We start from the raw sequence: 20826 nt of genomic DNA on the forward strand, positions 1-20826 counted from the left end.
CTCAGCTAATAAAACGTTTCAGGCGGCCGGGGCCCAAGCGAAAAAAGATGGCCTTGGGAGGGCGCGCAGGGGCCTCGGGAGGGGGCCAGTCGAGTCCGTTGACGCATCCGGGGGCTGGTGATGAAATACGGGCATGAGGTTTGCGTGTGTTCTGTTGGTTTTCCTGTCGGCGGCCTTGTTCGCCGAGCCTGTCGAGCTGGTGACGCCCGAGTTGCGGGATGCGATCCAGCCGCAGCTCGCGGTCGGGGTGGCGGGGGACATCCATGTTGTCTTCGGCAAGGGCAATGCGGTGTATCATACGGCCTCGGCGGATGGCCGGAAGTTCTCCGCGCCGGTGAAGGTGGGGGAGCTGGAGAAGCTGGCGCTTGGCAGGCGGCGTGGTCCGCGGGTGGCGGTGAGTGACGGGCTGGTGCTGGTCACCGCTATCTCGCATGCGGATGGGAATTTCCATACGTGGACTTCTTCCGACAAGGGCCAGAGCTGGCAGGAGGGCGAATCGCTCAACTCCAAGGATGGCACTGCGGGGGAAGGCATGCACGCGCTCGCAAGTGACGGCCGTGGCCATGTCGTGGTGGCGTGGGCAGCGAAGCGTGCCGGCGGGATGGAGGAGCGGGACCGCGTTTCCCATGATGGGGGAAAGACGTGGGGGCCGGAAGAGAGTGTCTATAGCTCGCCGAGCGGCAGCATCTGCCCGTGCTGCGTGCCGAACGTGGCGATCTCCTCGAAGGGGCAGGTCGCGGTGATGTGGCGGAATTCGCTGGAGGGGTCGCGCGACCTACACGTGGCGTTCCGCGAGGGTGATCAGCCTTTCTCACCGGGTATGAAGCTTGGCGATGGAACCTGGAAGATCGAGGGCTGCCCGATGGATGGCGGCGGTCTGGCTTTCTCGCCCATGGGGCAACGATTTGCGGTCTGGCGTCGCGAGAAGGCGGTTTATGCCAGCTCTTATACGTACCGGGAGAAGCTTTTGAGCGAGGATGCCAGCCAGCCGGTGGTGGCTTTTGCTGGCGACACGCCGGTCATCCTTTGGGAATCGGGTGGGAACCTGATGATGAAGCAGGGGGAGGAGGCGGCCGAGAAGTTCGCTGAGGGAGGGAAGTTCGCGAGTATCGTCGGCGAGAAGAATGGTGCGTGCATCGTGTGGGAAGGCACGAGGGGGGAGGGGAAGACGCTGCTTTTCGAGAGGCTGCGTTGAGAGTCGGCTACCAACCGAGCACCATCAAACGGGGCTTGGATGGATCGCCCTCGATGAAGCTGATCCAGATTTCGTGAGGATTGGATTTGGGAGCGAAGCCGAATCGGAAGATCACCTCGCGAGGTTTCTCCGGCTCGATTCGAAATCCGCGATAGGCTCCGATTCCCTGCCAGTCCTTGAGAGTCGCGTAATGCTTCAATACCGCAATCACTGCTTCACTGGGGCCGAAGAGCTTGTCCAACTCTTCCCACCTGTCCTCGTTGATGAGCGCCGTGATCCGGCAGGCTTCCGCCAAACACTGTGCGTCCTTGTCGGGTAGCTTCTCGATGCTTTGCTGGGCGAGCTTTTCCGGCTGCGTGACTTCCGCGATAGCATTCGGTGCAAAGGCCAACAGCGTCAGAAAAGCGACGAGGGTAGTAGGCGGCATGCCAGAGCATGCCACGGAAGGAACATCCCTACTGTAACTTGCGTGTAAAAACGAACGGGAAGCAGGAACGATCATTCCTGTTTCTTCGGCTCCAAGTTCTTCAGCAGGCGGAACAGGTCGCTGTTCGTGGTGAAGATCGCGGTGGTGTCCTTGGAGAGGGTGCTTTGGTAGGTCTCCAAGGTCTTCATGAACTGATAGAAATCGGCGGCCGCGGGGCTGGTGTTGTAGGCGGCGGCGTAGATGCCGGTGGCTTCGGCGTCGGCCTTGCCGCGGACTTCTTGTTCCGTGCGGTAGGCTTCGGATTCGATCTGTTGGAGATCGCGCTCCTTGCGGCCGAGGATTTTGGCGGCTTCACCAGCACCTTCGGAGCGGAAGCGGTCGGCGATCTGCTTTCGCTCGGAAGCCATACGGGCGTAGATCTTTTCCACGACGCCCGCCTTGTAGTTGATGCGCTTGAACTGGATGTCGATGAGTTCGATGCCCCAGGACTTCACCTTCGGTGCGGCGGACTTGAGGATCTGGTCGTCGAGGGCGCTGCGGCCATCGCGGATGGGAGGAAGCACGCCGAGATTCGAGTCGGCGGCGGTCAGTGCTTCATCGCGCTGGGGTTGGCGCGTCTTGTCGGTGCGAATGACTTCGATGAGGTCATGGGAGGCGATCACGGCACGGGTCTCGCTGCCGATGATGTCATCGAGCCGCGAGAGCGCGCTGCGTTCGTCGCGAAGCTTCTCGAAGTAGAGCTTGGGATCGGAGATGCGCCAGCGGGCGAAGTTGTCGACGGAGATGTAGAGCTTGTCGCGGGTGGGCATTTCGGTCGATGGGCCGTCCCATTCGAGGATGCGCTTCTCGATGCGATTGACATCCTGGATGAAGGGCTTCTTGAAATGCAGGCCGGCTTCGTTTTTCGCCGGGTCGGCATTGATCGGCGCGCCGACGGGCTTGCCGAATTCGGTGACGAAGATCTGTTCGGTTTCGCTGACGGTGTACATGCTGCCGCTGAGGAGCAAGTAGGTGAAGACGACGCCGGCGATGCCGAGGATGAGGATGGGGCGTTTCATGGCGTGCGATTTCAGCGGGCCGGGGCGACGCCTTGGTTGAGGTTCATGAGCGGGAGGAATTGCTTGGCGTCCTCGTCGATGATCACCTTGTTGCCGAGTTTCGGGAGCACTTCGCTCATCGTTTCAAGATAGAGGCGTTGCTTGGTGATGGCAGGCGCCTTGTCGTATTGAAGAAGGAGCTGTTGGAAGCGGGCAACGTCGCCCTGGGCTTCATTGATGCGGCGGACGGCGTAGCCCTCGGCGCCGGAGATGCGCTGCTGGGCCATGCCGCGGGCCTTCGGGATGACCTGGTTGTACTGGCCGTTGGCTTCGTTGATCATCTGCTCGCGCTCCTGTTGGGCGCGGTTCACGTCCTCGAAGGAATGCTGCACCTCGGCGGGCGGGTTGACGTTCTTGAGCTGGATCTGCTCGACACGCAGGCCCATGTCGATGTGCTCGACGTGCTTCTGGAGCTTCACCAAGGCCTCGGTCTCGATTTCGGTGCGGCCGATGGTCAGCACTTCATCGACGGTGCGGTCGCCGACCACTTCACGCATGGTGCTTTCGGTGAGGTCGCGCAGGGTCGGTCCCGGGTCGCGGACCTTGAAGAGATATTTCTCCGGATCAGAGATGCCGTATTGGACGATCCACTCCACCTGGGCGGCATTGAGGTCGCCGGTGACCATGTCGCGCTCAAGCAGGGGATCCTCGCTGCGTTGATCGCGGCTCGTCGCTCCGGGGGTATTGAAGCCGAACTCGAGTTTCAATTGCCGGCGGATGGGCACGACGGTCGCGGTATCGACGCCGAAGGGGATCTTGAAATGCAGGCCGGGCTCGGCGACGTGCTGGAATTTCCCGAAGCGTTGTACTACCGCCACCGATTCCGGGCTCACCGTGTAGAAGGAGGAGAAGATCCCGGTGAGCAGCAGAATCCCGACCGGGACAATGAAGGCGATCCACAGGAAAAGGCCAAGACGAGGCTTGGGAAAGCGGACCGAGGAAAGGGGAGGAGGGCCGGGCATGGGATTGGGGAAAGCGGTTGCACTCCCATATGGCCCCAACTGGCCGCCGGAATCGACTGGAATCTCGGGCTTACTTTCCTCCCGGGTCTTACACCGGCACTGGCACCTCTTCCAAGATATCGGCCACGACCTGGCGGCCGGTCACGCCGGAGAGCTTGGCTTCCGGGGCGATGACCATGCGGTGGGCGATGACGTCGGCGGCGACGGTCTGGATGGTTTCCGGCACGACGAATTCGCGGCCTTCGAAGAGGGACAGGGCCTGCGCCATCTTCATGAGGGCGATCGAGGCGCGCGGGCTGGCGGCGAGCTGAACATCATCGCGACCGCGGGTGGCGGAAACGATGTCGACGATGTAGCCGCGCAGTTCATCGCTGATGCGCACGGTGCGGGTGGTCTCTAACAGATTCACGAGATCATTGCGATTGATCACGGGGTCGAGGCGATCGACGGGATGGGTGTCGATCTGGTCGGCGAGGATGGCGCGCTCTTCTTCCGGGGTGACGTATCCGAGGCGGCTCTGCACCATGAATCGGTCCATCTGGGCTTCCGGCAGCGGATAGGTGCCGCGGAACTCGACCGGGTTCTGGGTGGCGATGACGAAGAAGAGGCCATTGAGGTCATGTCGCTCACCATCGATCGTGGCCTGACGCTCGGCCATCGCTTCTAACAGTGCCGACTGGGTGCGTGGCGAGGCGCGATTGATTTCATCCGCGAGCAAGATGTCCGCGAAGACCGGGCCGGGCCGGAAGCGGAACTCCTGGGTGCGGGGATCGAAGATCGAGACGCCGAGAATATCGCCGGGGAGAAGGTCGGGCGTGAATTGCACGCGCTTGAAGCCGGCACCATCCACCGCGCGGGCGATGGCCTTCGCGAGCGTGGTCTTACCGGTGCCGGGCACGTCTTCGACAAGCACGTGGCCACCGGCAGCGAGGCTAGCGAGGATATTGCGCAGGGCGGCGTCCTGGCCGCGCACCACGGTGCGGACGGCATCTTCAAGGAGGCGGGCGGTTTGGCGGGCGGAGGTGAGATCGCTCATTCTTTGGGTGTCTGGCGGCGCTCGCGGTCAGCGGCGGAAAGCGTACGATGTTTCTCGTAGATCGACTCCAGTTCACCGCGCGCGCTATCCGGCAGGCGGTCGGCGACGCGGTCCCACAGGCGGCGGTTGAGGAACTCGCGCGAGCGGGTCAGGGGGTCGAAGAAGTCCAGCTCCGCGAGGACGCGGGGTCCGGCGGGTGTGGCGGCGACCACGTGCATGGCGTAGGCATCGGCCGAGTCATCGCCGGTGGCGGGCGGCACGCGCACGGTCACCGCGGTCCAGCGGCCGGCGCGGTTCACGCCGAGGATTTCTCCCTGCTGGTGGGAGAGCAGCTCGTAGCCGGTATTGCGCAGCAGCTTGTCCTTGCCCGCCTTGTCGTCGAAGCAAGCGGACCGGGTGAGCATGGTGGCCACGTCACCGGAGGCGATGGCCTTGCGCCATTCTTCGACGGTGCGTTTCGCATCGTCCTCGGAGGGAGCGGAGTCTGCGGCGATGCCGCCGATGCGCTGCAAGAGACCGGCGGACCAATCCTCGGTGCGGGCCTTGGTGGCATCGGCGATCCACTGGCCGATCGCGGCTCCGTCCTTTACCTGGGCAAGGGCCGCTGATCCGGAGAAGCCAGGATTGGCGCGCCAGCCGCCCTCGCTGCGGTGAAGGAAAATCGTTTCGAGTCGCGGCTCCTCCGGCATCTTGCCGGAAACGACCTGGACCAGCGCGGCTGCGTCGTCACCGGTCTCGTGAATGTCGAGGAGCACCGGCGAGGCCAGATCGTCCGTCTGGTGGAAGCGCTGCCACAGGCGTGCCGTGCGGCCGAGGGCATCCAGTGAAACCTCGGCTTGCCCCGTGAAATCGAGGAGCGGGCAAAGGGCTGCCAGCGAGTTTGCGCGGAGGGCCGCGAGCACGGCATCGGCGGCGGCACGGGAGGTGGCTTCGCGGATGGGCGCGTAGGCTTCGGCGAGTTTTCCGGGGAAGAGGGCGAGCAGGTCGGGGTCGGCTTCCTCGGCATCTTCCTCCTGGCCCGGGCTTGGCTTGTGGATGACGGGATTGAGCAATGCCTGCGGGAGGCGCACGCGCCACTGGCCTGACTTCGAGCGGACGAAGGGCAGCTGGACGATCTTCGGCCGGGGGCGGGCGGCGAGGTCGCCGGGATCGAGCGCGACCACGCTGACCAGTCGTTCGTCACCATCCGGATCGGCCTGCACGATGGCGCGCAGGGCGTCCGGTGCGGCCAGCAGGCGCCATCCCGCATGGTGGATTTCCGGGCTCCGCAGCGAGCGGGAAATTGCTTGGAAGGTTTCTTCCCAATCGGCTGGCCGGGGATCCTCGAGGCCGCCGGCGATGGCGAGGGCGACCGGCAAGTTGCGCCCTTGCAGCGCGGTGAGGAAATCGGTGGCCAGTTTCTCCGGCGTGGATGAGTGGAGTTCGTCCGGGCTCTTCACCTTCCGCATCTCGTCGGAAAGCATGGAGAAGATATTGTCCTTCAGCCGGACGAACTGTTCGCCGCGAGCGCGGAGCATCCAGTCCTCAAGCTGCTTGGCGCGTGCGAGGAAGCCGGGCTGGAAACTCAGGCCGGTGCTGTCGAAGGACGAGGGTACCGGTGCCGCGCGCCATTTGCCCGCGCTCTTCACCATGCCCACGGCGTGGATTTGCACGCTGCTGGTGTCGTAGTTGGTGACCTGTGACACCAGCACGGCGGCGAGGTCACCGTCTTCCTTTTCATCGATCACCCGCAGGTCTTCCGGGCGGATATGGCGGCCAAGCTTGTTGAGCTTTTCGGCGATGTCCGCGCGCTCCTTTTCCGGAACGTCCGGTGAGACGGCGGTGTCGGTTACCGACAAAATGGCATTGCCGTCCTTCAGCCCGCGCAGGAATGACAGCGCAGCATCGCCCGGCCCGTCGGCGGCAGAAGCCGCCGCGGTCCACGCGAGTGTCAGCACGGCGGGCCAGTATTTCATAGAGACTGATGGAACGTGTCCTTCGGCCCCAGCGACAGCACGAAGCCGGCGAGGAGGTCGATGGTCCGCTGGATATCATCCAAGTGGGCGGTCTCGACCACCGAGTGCATGCAGCGCAGCGGCAAGGATACCAACGCACTCGGAACGCCTTCGCGCATGTGGAAAATCTTGTCGGTGTCAGTGCCGGTGAAGCGGCTGCTCGACTCGTGTTGGACCGGGATCTTGCCGGCGGCGGCGACTTCCATGAGGCGCTTCACGACCAGCGGGTGATTCGCGGTGCCGTGGGAGACGGTGGGGCCGCCGCCCAGTTTCACGGCGCCGAACTTGTTGGTGTCGATGCCCGGGGTGTCGGTGGCGTGGGTGACATCGAGGCAAACGCAGGCGCCGGGGAAGTGGCGGTAGGTGGCCATCATCGCGCCGTGGCCGCCGATTTCCTCCTGCACGGCATTCAGGCAGAGCAGGGTAACGGCGGGCTTTTTCTTCGACTTGGCGATCTGCTTGAGGACTTGGGCGATGATGTAGCCGCCGATGCGGTTATCGAGCGCGCGGCTGATGATGCGCTTGTGGGCGAGCTCGGCGGGGCCGTCTTCGTAGACGCCCGGGTGACCGACGCGGAGGCCGAGGGCTTCGACTTCCTTGGCGCTGGAAGCTCCGACGTCCACCCAGAGTTCGTGGGGCTGCGGGGCCTTTTCGTCGCCGCCATTGTCGCGGCGCAGGTGGATGGCGGTATTGCCGATGATGCCGAGGACCGGGCCCTTGTCGCCGGCGAAGATGATGCGGCGTCCGCGGGCGGTGGCCGCATCGCTGCCGCCGATGCGGTCGAGACGGATGAAGCCATCGCCCTGGATGGTCTTGATCATGTAGCCGATTTCGTCGGCGTGGGCGGCCAGCATGATGGTGTGCTGCGATTTTCCCTCGAGGCGGGCCCAGGTGGAGCCGTAGGCGTCGCAGGCGACTTCCGTCGCGAAAGGCCGGAGGTGGTCCGCCCATACCCGTTGGCCGGGCATTTCGAAACCGGTGGGGCTGGGGGTATTGAGGAGGGTGAAAAGGAACTCCCGGTCGTCTTTCGTCATCCGGGCCATTCAAGCATGCCCGGGGCGGAGGGCAATGGGGGAGTGACACAAGTGTTTCATCGCTGCGCTCCGTGGTGGAAAGATGCGTGGCTGGACTCGACGTTCTTTCCAGAACCGATTTCATGAAGCAGCAGATCCTCACCCTTGCCGCCGGCCTGATGGCCGCGTCCGCCATGCACGCCGCCGAGCCCTTCCTGGTCGCCCACCGCGGCGCATCCCACGATGCGCCGGAGAATACCGTGCCCTCGTATGAGCTGGCGTGGAAGCAGGGCGCGGACGCGATCGAGGGCGATTTCCACCTGACCAAGGATGGCAAGATCATCTGCATTCACGACTATGACACCGCGCGCGTGTGCGGGACCAAGCTGGTGGTGAAGGACAGCACGCTCGCCGAGCTGCAGGCGCTGGATGCCGGCGCGTGGTTCAAGCCGGAGTTCAAGGGCACCAAACTGTCGACGCTGCGCGAGGTGGCGGCGACGGTGCCGGCGGGGAAGAAAATCTATGTGGAGGTGAAGATCGGGCCGGAGATCATCCCGACGATGCTGGAAGACCTCAAGGCGTCCGGTCTGAAGGACGAGCAGATCGTGATCATTTCCTTCCAAGCCGATGTGATCGCGGAAATGAAGAAGGTGAAGCCCGCCTACAAGGCGTGCTGGCTGGCGTCCTTCGAGAAGGAGTCACCGCTCAAGCCGAGCAAGGACGAAGTGCTCGCGACGTTGCGCAAGATCAAGGCGGACGGCTTCAGCTCGAAGGCCGATGAGCGGCTCGACCCCGAATTCGTGAAGGCGATCCGCGATGGCGGATTCGAGTATCACTGCTGGACCGTGGATGATGCTGCCACCGCTCGCCGCTTCCTTGATTTCGGCGCGCTCTCCATCACGACGAACCGTCCTGAATTCCTGCGCAAGGCGCTCGGTGAGGCTCACTGAGCGGTGCGGGGCTCGCTCAATGGGACGACTTGCACCGGCATGCGGGTGGCGGTGCGGTCGTCCTTGAAAACAAACCACTGGCGGCGGCTGCCCGTGTCGAGTTCCGCGGTGGTGTTCAGGCAAGGCTTCAGCTTGTTGTCGGTGTCGGTGAAGAGGATTTGGAACGGCGCGGTTTTGGAGCCTTCGGGGAAACGCAGCACGATGGCCTTGCCTGGCAGCAAGCGCAGGCGTTGTTCGCCCCAGATCATCTTCATCTCAACCGGCGCCACATTCACGACGCGGATGCCATCGCGCGGGATGGCTTCGGTGGAATCATCGAGAGGCAGGCAGCGGGGCTCGTTCCACTTGTCGCCGGGGCGCCAGACGACGAGCAGCGTGGACTTGGTGGTGCCGAGGGTTTGCTTGAGCCAGATCTTGTTCGCGGCGGGATCGCGCAGGGTGACGGTGGGTGGATCGATCTTCGGCATGGCCACGGCTTCGGAGACTTCGCCGAGTCGCAGGTGCATCAGCTTGTCGGCCTTCTTCTCCTCGCCTTCAGGGGCAGGAATGCCGACGGAGATTTCACCCGGTGGCAGGCTGCCTTCCGGAGCATCGATTTCCTGGCGCATGTTGCCGCGCACTTCCTGGACGAAGGGCGGGCGGTTTCCCAAAGGCAAGACGCGCACGGTCACTTGCTCCACGGGTTGTTGCGCGGAAGCGAGTCCGAGCATCGCGATCGAAGTGGCCACTTGTCCGATTGATTTCTTCCACATGAAGACATGGAGTGGTCACGGTGCCGTCACATGAAGCATGCTTCCGCGTCGGTTTCGTGACATGGCACGGCTCTGGATCTGTTAGGTCGCTACGACTTCGTAACAGCAGCGGTTTTGAAGAAACGCGTTCGATCCGTATGGTCACCGGCCTTGAAGACGTCGCCCACACCCTTACGCGCTCACGAAAAAGGATTTAGTCTGCTCACATCGTTGATGCTGATGGTCCTGCTTACCGTTCTCGCCGTTGGCCTGCTCGGGCTGTCGTCGATTGAGATCCGTTCCTCGTCGCGAAACGTCGCCATGCAACAAGCGCGTGCCAACGCGCGGATGGCGATGGTGATGGCGGTAGGAAGCCTCCAGAAGTATGCCGGGCCTGACCAACGTGTGACGGGTCCGTCAGATTTCCTGGCGTCGCAAGGTTCCGGTGGGAGCGCGAAGCAGCCGCATTGGACGGCGGTATGGAAATCGGTGATGCCGGATGGTGGTCCGGTGATCCGTCGCCAGGGCAATGGCGGTGGCTTGCGCGATCGCCGCAGCCTCGAGGGCTGGAATGTGCAGGATGACCTGCTTGCCCAGCTCGTTAGCGGCAATGAAAACGGGACCAAGTATACTGGCGACAGCGATGCGGGCAATGAATCGAGCCAGGAGGTGCTGGTGGGAAAAGGAAGCCTCGGCAACGATGTGCAGGACAATTCGGGATCGATCGTGCGCGTGCCCAAGGTGGCGATCGCGGAAACCGAGGATGGCAAGCCTTCGGGTGAATATGCGTGGTGGGTGGGTGATCTCGGAACCAAGGCCAACATCGCCACGGCCGACCATTTCGCCGAGAAGAGCGGTTCGACCATCCGCCGCCTCCAGATTGCCCAGGACTACTCGGTGGCAGGCTCAGGGCAGGCGGACTCTGAAAACGAGGACCGCGAGCGCTTTGTCTCGCCGGGCGAATTCGGCCTGCAGACGTCGGGTGGGGATGCTTCCCTGGCGAAGGAGCACTTCCATGATTTCACGACCGACTCGGAGTCGTTGCTGGTGGATGTCCGTGACGGTGGCCTGAAAAAGGACCTAACGGCGTATCTGTTAGGCACCGGGAACATTGGCGATCTACCCAATGCGCCGGGGATGGAGGGGCTTGGGGTGAAGGATGACGACAACCTGATCGGTGCGCCGAACAAGCAGGCCGAGTCCTTTATGGCGGATGGCGGTGAATCGAGCCGGATGACGGAGGTCTCGCCATCCTTCCAGCTGCTGCGCGATTTCGCGAAGCGGGCGGATTCGACGCCGCTCACGATGCGCACGGCGAATCCGGACTACCCGCAGACCCGCCAGCGGAAGGATGATCAGGTGGGATACGGCGGCCACAACACGATGCCGGTGGAATTCAAGAACCGGACCAAATCGGACGTCACGCCGGTTCTGGTCGAATCGTCGATCTACTATAACCTTAGTTACTACGACACGAACGATACGGACACGCGCTTCAAGACCGGCCTGCGCCTCCATCTCTATCCGCGGGTGGTGCTGTGGAATCCGTATAACACCTCGCTCAAGGTCGGTGCCTCGATGGTGGGGATGCAGATCAACGGGGCCAAGGAAATCGAGGTGACGCTGACCGATGGCCGGAAGCAGATCTACAAGATGTGCTGGGGCCGGATGACGAACGAGAGAGGCCAGTATTCCGGAACACGGCGGGGGACCCACTACTTCCAGCTGGAAGGCACGACGATCGGGCCGGGAGAGACGGTGGTCTTCTCTCCTTCAGGGAACCGGCCGTATGAGATGGAGAAGCTCTCGGCCAACGTGCTGACGCCCGGTCTGGCACCTGATCCGACGCGCAGCTTCTACATGGACAAGCGGCCGGACGACGAGCCGCCGAATCCGGGTCCGCCGAGCGAGAAGCACTCGCTTTTCCACACTTACCAGAGCCGCCCGCCGAATGCTGCGATCCGGGATGATCGCACGCTGACCATTCCGGTGAAGTGGCGGGAGGTCGTGGGTGCGATACCCGCTGGCAACGTCCAGGCGGCAGGATACACGCAAGCGGACGACTACTGGATGTTCTGGAAGCCGTTTCCGCCGGGTGCGAAGGCGAACTCGCTGACCGAGTTCAACAACTTGCCTCACGGGCGTTGGGTTTCCTGTGCGTATCAGTACGGCGATGAAGACGAGTTCCCGGTCCAGTGGAGCGCCAGCACCGACCTGGTTCCTTTCCAGAAATCGGATTCCGCCGGCGTGACGCGGCAGATCCCGGACCGGCGCACCCGCGATGGATTCCGCATGCGCTGGTTCCGTGAGCCGCAGTCGAATGTGGATGGCTCCGGAAGCCTGAAGGGAACCCCGCACCTGGAAGATTCGCCAATCGCGGATTGGAACGTGCGCGCGTCGTATTCGTTCCGCTCGGCGATGGAGAATGTCACGGATGTGGCGCCGCATTTCTTCGGCATCTACACGCGTGATCTCTTCGACGACGACGTTTCCTGGAACAACATGATGCCCCGCGGCAGCGGTGGAACCCAGCTGGGCGATCCCTTTGGCCAGCCGGTCTCGGGCATGTCGCGGATCTTGTTCGATGTGCCTCGCACGGGAGCAGAGGTGGTTTCACTTGGTGCCTTCCAGCACCTGAAGTTCTCCGAATTCATCTGGCATCCGACGTACGCGTTCGGAAACTCGCTGGCGGATCCGCGGTGCGAACGCTCGATGACCCAGCCGGATCGCGCCAAGGACGTCAATTCGCGCGATGGAGGGTGGAACCGCGACTCGATCGGCTACTCGACGGACGGCCGCTCGAACAACAACAACGCCGGTACGGCCAGCGACCCGGACAACTGGGCCTACGCCGCCCGCGGCATGCTGGAGCACATCGCGAAGGAGCAGAACACGATCTTCGACCTGAGTTACGAGCTGAACCACTCGCTGTGGGACCGCTACTTCCTTTCGACCGGGACCAATCGGGAGAAGAGCGATTTCGTCAAGGACCCTGCCTCCCACCCGCTGCCCAACGGGCGCCTCCGGCCGGTGAATGCCTCGAAGGACCTGGCCGATGACCTCGTCGATTTCCATCGCGCCGCTTCTGCAGTGACAGTGGATGGCGGGTTCAACGTGAACTCGACGAGTGTCGATGCGTGGGAAGCGCTGCTGCTTTCCTCGCTGGGGGTTCAAGGAGGTGATACCGTCACCTTCCCCCGGATCTTCAATCTTCCCCGCGGGAACTGGGATGGCAAGGATGCCTCCTCCCAGGATGCATGGACCGGCCAGCGTGCGCTGAGTCGTGGCGAGGTGAAGAAGCTGGCCCAGTCGATCGTGGAGGAAGTCAAGCTGCGCGGGCCGTTCCTTTCGCTGGCGGACTTCGTGAACCGCCGCCTGCGCGAGGACGAAACGGGCAAGATGGGTGCGCTCGAAGCCGCGCTGAAGCGGAGTGGCATCAACTCCGCCTTCCGCCAGAGCTACCCGCTCAACAACACCAAGTCGCTGCCCAACTACAAGCACATGGACAACATCAAGGATCCGACGCGCGTGGAGCAGACGCTCAAGCCCGACACGGGTGCGTGGGGAGCGCTGGGCAATCTCACGCAGGCGGATCTTCTCCAATCGCTGGGCCCGGTGCTCTCGGCGCGCTCGGACACTTTCGTGATCCGGACCTACGGCAGCTCGCTCGATGCGGATGGCAAGGTGATCGCCGAAGCGTGGTGTGAGGCGGTGGTGCAGCGGACGCCGGTGCCGCTGGTGGCGGATCAAAGCGGGCTCAATCCCGACACCTCGAAGCCGATCGATTTCGGGCGGACTTTCGAAGTGAAGCGTTTCCGCTGGCTGCACCGCGATGAGATCTGAGTGCGCCCTTCTTGAATGAAACCGACAATTTGCCAGTATCCGATCCAACACCCATGAGTCCGTTCCGTCCTGTTTTCCCGCTCGCCTCGCCGCGCCTTAGCCGCCGCTCCTTTCTCGGGGCTTCCAGTTCGATGCTCGTCGCCTTGAGCGCGGGCCGGGCTTGGAGCAATGAACCGATGGTGAGGGAGAAGCCGTCTTTCCAAGCCTATCCCTTCCAGCTCGGAGTGGCGTCGGGCGATCCATCCGCGGATGGCTTCGTGCTGTGGACGCGGCTGGCGCCGGAGCCGCTTGCCGGTGGCGGCATGCCGCGGGAGGCCGTCTATGTTTCGTGGCAGGTGGCGGAAGATGAAGCGATGACGAAGGTGGTCGCCAGCGGCAAGGAGATCGCGAGTCCGGATTGGGCGCACTCGGTGCATGTCGAGGTCACCGGTCTGAAGCCGGATCGCTGGTACTGGTATCAATTCAAGGCCGGTGCTGAAATCAGTCCGCCGGGACGCGCGCGCACACTCGCGGGTCCGGGGGCATCACTGAGCGAGACTTCGCCGTTGAAGATGACCTTCGCTTCCTGCCAGCACTTCGAGTCCGGCTTCTATACGGCCTACCAGCACATGCTTGCGGAGAGCCCGGATCTGGTATTCCACCTTGGCGACTATATCTACGAGGGATCGGGCCGGGATGGACAGGTGCGCAAGCACAACAGCGCGGAGATCATGACGCTGGAGGACTACCGCAATCGTCATGCCCAATATCGCTCGGATCCATCGCTCCAGGCGATGCACGCCGCCGCACCGTGGGTGGTCACGTGGGATGACCACGAGGTGGACAACAACTACGCCAACGACATCCCCGAGGAGAAGGGGCCGATGGAGCACGAGGCCTTCCTGAGGCGCCGGGCGGCTGCCTACCAGGCCTACTACGAGCACATGCCGCTGCGCGCCGCCTGCGTGCCGAAGGGCCCGGGCATGAAACTCTATCGTAGCGTTCGCCACGGCAGCCTGGTGGATTTTCACGTGCTCGATACCCGCCAGTATCGCACCGATCAACCGAACCATGACAAGAATGGTCCGGCATCGATGGATCCCAATGGTACCCTGATGGGCGGCGTCCAGCGCGAGTGGTTGTTCGGTGAATTGAAGAACTCCCGTGCTGCGTGGAACGTGCTCGCCCAGCAGGTGATGATGGCGCGCGTGAGCCTGAGCAATGGCCCGGGGGAAATGTGCAGCATGGACCAGTGGCCGGGCTACGAGGTCGAACGGGAAGCGCTGCTGCGTGCCTTCGTGGACCTGAAGGTTTCCAATCCGGTGGTGCTCACCGGTGACATCCACACGCATTGGGCGAACGAACTGCCCGTGGCACCGACCCAGGCGGATGCGCCGATCGCGGCGACCGAGTTCGTTTGCTCGTCCATCACCTCGAAGGGCGATGGTACCGATCATCCGGCTGGCTTGGAGCGGATCCTTTCAGAGCACCCCTTTGTGAAATACCATAGTGATCAGCGCGGCTATGTGAGCTGCGTGATCGACGCCAAGTCGTGGCGCAGTGATTTCCGGACGGTGGAATACGTGAGCCGGCCGGGTGCTCCGCTCAAGACGGAGGCATCGTTTGTGGTCGAGAGCGGCCGCGTTGCCTTGAACAAGGCTTGAGGTAGGAGCTGAGGGTTTGTTCGTGCGCGAGAGGCTGCCTTCCGATTGGGGGGCAGCCTTTTCTTTGTCTGAGAGGAAGGCTGCTTGTGTGGTGCGTGGCCCCAGCTTTGGGCGGATGAAGTTGGTGAAGGCCGCTCTTTTCTTGGCTTCGTCCGGCTGAAGCCGGGACTACTTACAACTTGAGTCGGGGCCGATGGGATAGCGGCATGAAAAAGGCCGCCTCCTTGCGGAGGCGGCCTTGGTGGTTTGGGGATTCAGCAGGAGCGATCGCTCATTTGGTGTAGTCCACCGTGAGGCGACCGAAGACCTTGGTGCTGCTGTTGGGCAGCTGGCCCTTGATATCGGAGGCGTCGTTGACCGTGGGGGTCAGGGTGCTCCAGTTCTTCAGGTCGGTGCTGATCTGCAGCTTGTAGGTCACTCCCGGGTCGACTGCGGCTTCGGCTCCCTTGTGGAAGCTGATGACGCCATTCACACCGAGCTGCGGCAGCACGTTGAAGGCCCGCGGGTTCAGGCCGAGTGCGTACTCGACCACGGCCGAGATGCCGTCGTGGTCCTGGTCTTCATCCACGTTCGATCCGGGGATTCCGTTGGCGGAGGCCCAGTTGTCGAATGAGCCGGGGCTGTAGATCGCGGTCTGGATCCGGAGCATCGGAGCACCACTGGACAGGAGCGGGTGGTCGATCACGCCTGGCAGGAAGGGCTGCCAGCCATCGGTCGTTTCCGGTTTCACGTCGAAGCCGAAGTTGTCGTCGCCGGTGCGCCAGTTGGCGACCACGGAGGTGACATCGATGTAGTTGGTCGTGTTTTGACCCATGCTGCCGAAGCGGACCGCGGCGGGTGCGATGTGCGTGCCGACCACGGGGCCGAGGTTTCCGTAGCGGGTTGCCGGGGGTGTCTCGACTTGCCAGTCCGTGATCATCTGATGCACGGCGTAGGGTCCGGGGCTCTGGGCATTGGAAGAGCCGCCGTAGAATGGCGAGTGGGTCGCGAGGATCAGCTCGGCCTTCACGATTTCCTCGCCGATCGGGATGGTCTCTCCGCCTTCCGTGCCGAACTCCACCGGGAACTTCAGCAGCATCTCGGTGGTGCCGGTGGTGGGGTCGTTGAGGTCAAGGAACACCGTATCGACCAGCGATCCATCCTGGGTGGGCGACTGGCTGTTCACGATCGCCGAGCGATCCGCCAGGAAGTAGTAGTCCTTCACCGGTAGGGTCGTGTAGGTGACTTCGAGCTTAGGCCGCAGCAGTGGGTTGGTATTGCCCACGGTGTCGTAGTTCCAGCCGTCGGTGGTCGGCGAGGAGAAGATCGAGAAACCGTAGTTCGGCTCGCCTTCCGCCCATGCCTTGACGATCTGGGTGACGTCCGCCGTGCCGACTTGACCCTGAGCCATGCCGGTGTAGCCGGCCACGGGGAGTCCATAGGAAGCACCGCGAGCGCCTTCGAGGCCGTCGAAGGTGTTAGGATTCGGGTCACCGCCGAGGCTGGCGTAGGTGGTGGAATCATTGACCGCCACCATCAGGCGATCGATCGCCCAAGGGCCGGGCGACTGGGCATTGCTCACGGTGGCGGTGGTCAGGATCAGCTTGGCATCGATGACTTCAGCGCCGGGTGGGATCTGGCCGGGACCGGTGCCGAAGATGTTGGAGAAGCGGATCAGGCCATTGGTATCTTCGCTGGCATCGGCCGGACCGGGATTTCCGTCCACGGCGTACTGTTGCACCGCGGAGCCGTTCTGAGCCGTGCCGTTTTCACCGACGCGGCGATCCCATTGGCCGGTGTAACCATTGATGCCCTGCTGGAAGCTGGTGGTGAACTTTGGAATCACCACGCTGCCATTGAGGATGGTGCCGATGGCAGCATTATAAACGCCGACCGTGTAGCCCGATCCGGGAGTGATCGTGACGTTTACCGTTTCAGCCGGCTCGAGGGTGGCATCGCCATTCGCGGAAACCGGGACCACCACGGACGAGACGCCGATGGGGAAGGTCACCGTGCCGGGAAGGGTGGCATAGTCGCTACCCGCCGTGGCAGTGCCGCTGACCGCGTAGCTCACCGTGAGCGCGCTCGCGGTGCTGCCGGAGCGGGTGAAGGTGAACTCGATGTGATCCGGGCTGTTCTCCGTCGCCTGCTTGTCGGTGGCGAGGACGACGACCTCATCGCCGTGGATCACGACCGGATTGTGCGGCACCACCAGGAAGCGGAAGCCGCCGGCCTGGAACTGTCCGCTGAGGCCGGGCAGGTCCTGCGAGAAGACCACGAAGGAATTTCCAACCGCGGAGTAAGACATCACGTTGTCACCGGCGGGTCCGACATTGGTGTCGGCGACGATGAAGAGTGACGAGTTGGATGGGTTGATGATGTTGCCATCGCCGATGGTGATCTCGTAGCCCTGCGTGCCGCGATTGACCGTGGCGCCGACGAACTTGAGCTCGTCATTGAGGATTTGGAGAGTGCCGGCTTCCGCGACCTGGCCGCTGAAGACCTGGGTGGCGGTGGTGGGAACGAAGACGAAGCCAAACGGGGCGTCTTCGCGGTTCTGGCTGTTGTCGACCACGTTGACGATCCAGTTCTGGCCGCTGATGGCGACCGAGACCACATTGTCAGAGGTGTCTCCGACTGGCATGGCCAGCAGGTTGCCGACGGTGGGCAGGCCGCTGATCTGATAGGTGCCGAGGGCGGTGCGGGTGATGGTCACGCCGGCCGGCAGATTCTGGCTGCCGGAAATGACGGTGCCGGTCTCGTCGACATTCGCGCCGATCCAGCCATTGGCATACGGGAAGTAGCCGAGCGAGAAGCGCGAGGACTCCTCCGTGGCGATCGGATCGGTGGCACCCGGATCTTCGTTGTCGATGGTGCTGAGGAGGTATTCGCCTCCGGCACCGCGATAAGGAGCCAGGCTGTTGTCGGTGGCGGCGAGTTCGCCGACGATCGAGTGGTTGCTGGCGAGGAGGATGCCGCTGTTGAAGGAGACCGGAGAGCCGCCAACGTTCACGGCGAAGTCACCCACATCGGTGCCACCTTGCGCGAAGGCGCGAGGGGCAAGCGTGGAAGCCTCGATCTGCCAGTTGGCTGGGTCCACGGCCGCAACGTCGTCATCGATGTCAGCGTCGCCGCCGTTGACGATGCCGGCGCTGTAACCCGGAATCACGGGACCCGGAAGGGTGACCTCCACGCCGATCTCTTCCGAGAGCGATGTGGCACCGAGGGAGTCCACGGCCACCGCGGTCAGCACGTGCGAGCCGCCGAGCGGAGCATTGGTGTAGCTGAGTTCGAAGGGTGCCGAGGTGTCGCTGCCGAGCAGGCTGCCATTGTCATAGAAGCGGACCTGGCTGACGGCGCCGCCTGGATCGCTTGCCGCGACGGTGATCGGGATCGGCTGTCCGAAGAGGAAGCGCGCGCCGTTCACCGGGGCGGTGATTCCCACGCTTGGCAGGACGTTGTTGGTGAAGGTCTGGCCGGGTGTCCAGAAAGGAGCGTTCACGAGCGTGCCAGCCAGCGAACCGGTCGCGGTGCTGGTGATGGTGGCGCCGGTGCCTTCGGACATGTTCCAGCGGGCGACGAGGCCGGTATTGCTCGCGGTTTCGAAGTTCACTGAAGAGCGGATCTCCGTCTGCGTGCGAGCGGTGTTCCAGATGCGGACTTCATCGAGGTAGCCGTTGAAATAGCCGGCTGGCTGGCCCGTCGAGTTGAGGGCACTGGCGAGGGCGGCTTGCTGGATGCTATCGACGCGTGGCACCAGGCCGCCGGCGTCGCGCGTGGCTTCGAGGTTGCCATCGAGGTAGAGCATCCACTTGGTGCCGTCGAAGGTGGCGGCGACGTGGTGCCATTGATCGAGCGGCACGGAGGTCTTGCCGGTGACAGGGACGTTGATGCCGAGGTTCGAGTCCTCGAAGTCTGCGACGAGAACACCGTCCTCGCGGATGCCGAGGAAGTAGTTCATGTCCAGGTTCGATTGGTCGGCCTGGTCGCGGCCCTTGCTGATGAGCGGTGCGGCGATCACGCCGCCGGCGCCGGTCGTGGTGGTGATGCCGGTGCCGACGCGACGGAACCACGTTTCCAGCGTGAAGGTGGAGAGCTTGAGCGAAGCAGGATCGCCGAGGCCGACGTATTCATTCACGCCATTGAAGTAGAGGCCGCCCGATCCACCTGGAGGCGTCACGGTGTAGACGATCGGGTGGGCGTAAGTGCGGGACCCGTCATTGTCCACGGCCACTGCGTCGACCTGCGCACCTGTGGGCAAGTTATAGACCGGAGTGGTGTAGGAGTAGGGAGCGGTGGTGTCCGTCGATGCGAGTTGGCCATTGATGTAGAACTCGACCGCAGTCACGAAACCCGGAGCCGTATCGGCGGCGTCGGCGGTGATGGTGACGCTATTGCCAGTGAGGATCTCCGCGCCATTGGCCGGTGAGGTGATCGACACGGTGGGCTGTGTGTTCGATGGCTGGGTGGTGAGGAAGACGAAGTTGAACATGTCTTCATCGCCCGTCGCGCCGTCTTCCAGCACGGGCTCACCCATGGCGGGAACGATGTCGCGGCTTTCGATGACCCAGCCGCCCGCGGTGGCGTCCCACTGGTAGGAGACGATGTTGTCGAGGTTCTTGGGGCCGCCGGTGCAAGGCGTCACGATCAGGGTGCCGGTGGTGGCCGTCTGATTCGGGATTTTCAGCAGCCAGCGACCTTGGGTCGGTGCCGTGGTGAAGGTGAGCGCCACGCCGGTGGCGGTGGCAGTGGGAGCGTGGTCCAGCGTGATGGTGGAGCCATTCACGGCGGCCACCTTGGTGTCGGCGGGGATGCCGGTGCCGGTGACGGCTTGGCCGACCGTGATGCCGATGGCGCTGGTCACGACCACATCGAACTCAAGCTCGGTGGTATTCGCCGTGGTGTTCACCGGTGGAAAGGATTCCACCAGCTTGGTCACTGTGAAATTGCCGCCGGAGATTTCCGCGGAGCCATCGCTCTGGATGCGGCCGACTGCGGTCACGAGGTCGCTGCCGGCGGCTGCCACCGGAACGTAGACGAAGGCGATCGGGTCGCGTTCGAGGCCGGTGCCATCGCTCTCATTGTCCTTGAGCGTGACGTTGAAGGAGCCGTTCGCATTGTCAGAGGAGAGCGCGTAGTTGTCCTCGTTCTTTTGGCCGGTGACGAGCAGCACGCCATTTTGAGAGGTGGCGGGAATGCCACGCCAGTTCAGGGTGCTCAGGTTGATGACGAAATTGCCACCGGCGTTGTCGATGAAGTGGGTGCCGTTGACGATGCCGGGAGTGGCGGTGAGGATGTCCTGCACGCCGCCATTGGTGCCGGAGGAGTTCTTGGTGTGTCCGCCGAGCCAGCCTTCATGGAAGGGGAAGTAGGCGGCCGCGAGGTTCATGTTGAACTCGTAGTTGTTCGGCGCCGAGGAGAGCGGGATGAAGAAGTAGGCACCGCTTCCCGTTCCGCTGATATCGGACAGAGGGGTAACGTATTTGGTGCCTGCCTGGGGCGGTGTGTCGCCGCCAGCGGTGTTGTCGCGACCGTTTTCGCGGACGGAGGTGATCATCACGCCGTTGGCCGGGTCGGTGTCGTAGCCGAACCTTACGTCGAAGTCGCCGCGATTGGCGCCGGTGCAGCTGAAGTTCGGCGTGCTGCCGGGTGCGACGGCGATGGAAACCGCGGGATCGATCTCGGTCAGACCGCGGTTGGAGTTGTTGAGCTGGATGACGTCGAGGTTGCCGTATTCAAGAGCCGGCAGGCCTCCTGTTAGACAAAGTGCGGCGGACGATGCCGCAATAAAGTTTATTCTCATGACGGGGCGCATGAAGCGAAACCCGTTTCATAACCGACGACACTCGCACTGAAACAGTTTGGTAACTTGTTCTACATCAATGTCTCGAAACCGTAACATGGGTTTCCGGGACGCGTGACGTGACTGCCACGTGAGGATGGAACGCACTTTGAC

The 20826-nt window shown here is 63.1% G+C and carries 12 protein-coding genes; 4 read left to right on the forward strand and 8 right to left on the reverse strand.

What is annotated here, in order from left to right; all coding sequences use genetic code 11:
* The first annotated feature begins 133 nt into the window (after positions 1 to 133).
* Positions 134 to 1195, forward strand: coding sequence for a sialidase family protein (locus tag WKV53_RS23295; protein WP_341407223.1), 1062 nt, complete (start codon positions 134 to 136; stop codon positions 1193 to 1195).
* Positions 1196 to 1202: 7 nt separating this feature from the next.
* Here WKV53_RS23295 and WKV53_RS23300 read toward each other — a convergent pair whose 3' ends face one another.
* The 6 genes from WKV53_RS23300 to WKV53_RS23325 form a co-directional block, all read right to left on the reverse strand.
* Positions 1203 to 1622, reverse strand: a complete 420-nt coding sequence (locus WKV53_RS23300; protein ID WP_341407224.1) for a hypothetical protein — start codon at positions 1620 to 1622, stop codon at positions 1203 to 1205.
* 71 nt (positions 1623 to 1693) lie between these two features.
* Entirely contained in the window at positions 1694 to 2680 is a 987-nt protein-coding gene (gene hflC, locus WKV53_RS23305; RefSeq protein ID WP_341407225.1) for a protease modulator HflC, read from the reverse strand.
* An 11-nt stretch (positions 2681 to 2691) separates the two neighbouring features.
* Positions 2692 to 3681, reverse strand: a complete 990-nt coding sequence (gene hflK, locus WKV53_RS23310) for an FtsH protease activity modulator HflK (RefSeq protein WP_341407226.1) — start codon at positions 3679 to 3681, stop codon at positions 2692 to 2694.
* Positions 3682 to 3769: 88 nt separating this feature from the next.
* Positions 3770 to 4717 (reverse strand): AAA family ATPase, encoded by a 948-nt coding sequence (locus WKV53_RS23315; protein WP_341407227.1) that lies wholly within the window; start codon positions 4715 to 4717, stop codon positions 3770 to 3772.
* The gene (locus WKV53_RS23320) at positions 4714 to 6672 is read right to left on the reverse strand and encodes a nuclear transport factor 2 family protein (RefSeq protein ID WP_341407228.1); all 1959 of its coding nucleotides are present in this window, start codon (positions 6670 to 6672) and stop codon (positions 4714 to 4716) included. Before WKV53_RS23320 ends, WKV53_RS23315 begins: the two co-directional genes overlap by 4 nt.
* The gene (locus WKV53_RS23325) at positions 6669 to 7745 is read right to left on the reverse strand and encodes a M20/M25/M40 family metallo-hydrolase (protein WP_341407229.1); all 1077 of its coding nucleotides are present in this window, start codon (positions 7743 to 7745) and stop codon (positions 6669 to 6671) included. Before WKV53_RS23325 ends, WKV53_RS23320 begins: the two co-directional genes overlap by 4 nt.
* Before the next feature lie 122 nt (positions 7746 to 7867).
* Here WKV53_RS23325 and WKV53_RS23330 point away from each other — a divergent pair, with 122 nt between their 5' ends.
* A complete protein-coding gene (locus tag WKV53_RS23330; RefSeq protein ID WP_341407230.1) occupies positions 7868 to 8674 on the forward strand; it encodes a glycerophosphodiester phosphodiesterase in 807 nt (268 codons plus the stop codon).
* Here WKV53_RS23330 and WKV53_RS23335 read toward each other — a convergent pair.
* On the reverse strand, positions 8668 to 9426 hold the full coding sequence (locus tag WKV53_RS23335; RefSeq protein ID WP_341407231.1) for a hypothetical protein: 759 nt from the start codon (positions 9424 to 9426) through the stop codon (positions 8668 to 8670). The genes WKV53_RS23330 and WKV53_RS23335 overlap by 7 nt on opposite strands.
* A 219-nt stretch (positions 9427 to 9645) precedes the next feature.
* Between WKV53_RS23335 and WKV53_RS23340 the strand changes: the two genes are divergently transcribed.
* Both WKV53_RS23340 and WKV53_RS23345 read left to right on the forward strand, forming a co-directional pair.
* Positions 9646 to 13248 (forward strand): hypothetical protein, encoded by a 3603-nt coding sequence (locus WKV53_RS23340; RefSeq protein WP_341407232.1) that lies wholly within the window; start codon positions 9646 to 9648, stop codon positions 13246 to 13248.
* 53 nt (positions 13249 to 13301) lie between these two features.
* Complete coding sequence (locus WKV53_RS23345) at positions 13302 to 14891, forward strand: alkaline phosphatase D family protein (protein WP_341407233.1); 1590 nt, start codon at positions 13302 to 13304, stop codon at positions 14889 to 14891.
* 271 nt (positions 14892 to 15162) lie between these two features.
* On the opposite strand, the gene WKV53_RS23350 is transcribed toward WKV53_RS23345, so the two are convergent.
* Positions 15163 to 20673, reverse strand: coding sequence for an Ig-like domain-containing protein (locus tag WKV53_RS23350; RefSeq protein WP_341407234.1), 5511 nt, complete (start codon positions 20671 to 20673; stop codon positions 15163 to 15165).
* Positions 20674 to 20826: the final 153 nt, after the last annotated feature.

The organism is Luteolibacter sp. Y139, assembly GCF_038066715.1.
Taxonomy (GTDB): domain Bacteria; phylum Verrucomicrobiota; class Verrucomicrobiia; order Verrucomicrobiales; family Akkermansiaceae; genus Haloferula; species Haloferula soli.

Excerpts from the sequence above, each read along its gene's own strand:
- WKV53_RS23295 (WP_341407223.1), top strand. The coding sequence starts at position 134 with ATGAGGTTTGCGTGTGTTCTGTTGGTTTTCCTGTCGGCGGCCTTGTTC.
- WKV53_RS23300 (WP_341407224.1), bottom strand. The coding sequence starts at position 1,622 with ATGCCGCCTACTACCCTCGTCGCTTTTCTGACGCTGTTGGCCTTTGCA.
- hflC (WP_341407225.1), bottom strand. The coding sequence starts at position 2,680 with ATGAAACGCCCCATCCTCATCCTCGGCATCGCCGGCGTCGTCTTCACC.
- hflK (WP_341407226.1), bottom strand. The coding sequence starts at position 3,681 with ATGCCCGGCCCTCCTCCCCTTTCCTCGGTCCGCTTTCCCAAGCCTCGT.
- WKV53_RS23315 (WP_341407227.1), bottom strand. The coding sequence starts at position 4,717 with ATGAGCGATCTCACCTCCGCCCGCCAAACCGCCCGCCTCCTTGAAGAT.
- WKV53_RS23320 (WP_341407228.1), bottom strand. The coding sequence starts at position 6,672 with ATGAAATACTGGCCCGCCGTGCTGACACTCGCGTGGACCGCGGCGGCT.
- WKV53_RS23325 (WP_341407229.1), bottom strand. The coding sequence starts at position 7,745 with ATGACGAAAGACGACCGGGAGTTCCTTTTCACCCTCCTCAATACCCCC.
- WKV53_RS23330 (WP_341407230.1), top strand. The coding sequence starts at position 7,868 with ATGAAGCAGCAGATCCTCACCCTTGCCGCCGGCCTGATGGCCGCGTCC.
- WKV53_RS23335 (WP_341407231.1), bottom strand. The coding sequence starts at position 9,426 with ATGTGGAAGAAATCAATCGGACAAGTGGCCACTTCGATCGCGATGCTC.
- WKV53_RS23340 (WP_341407232.1), top strand. The coding sequence starts at position 9,646 with ATGGTCCTGCTTACCGTTCTCGCCGTTGGCCTGCTCGGGCTGTCGTCG.
- WKV53_RS23345 (WP_341407233.1), top strand. The coding sequence starts at position 13,302 with ATGAGTCCGTTCCGTCCTGTTTTCCCGCTCGCCTCGCCGCGCCTTAGC.
- WKV53_RS23350 (WP_341407234.1), bottom strand. The coding sequence starts at position 20,673 with ATGAGAATAAACTTTATTGCGGCATCGTCCGCCGCACTTTGTCTAACA.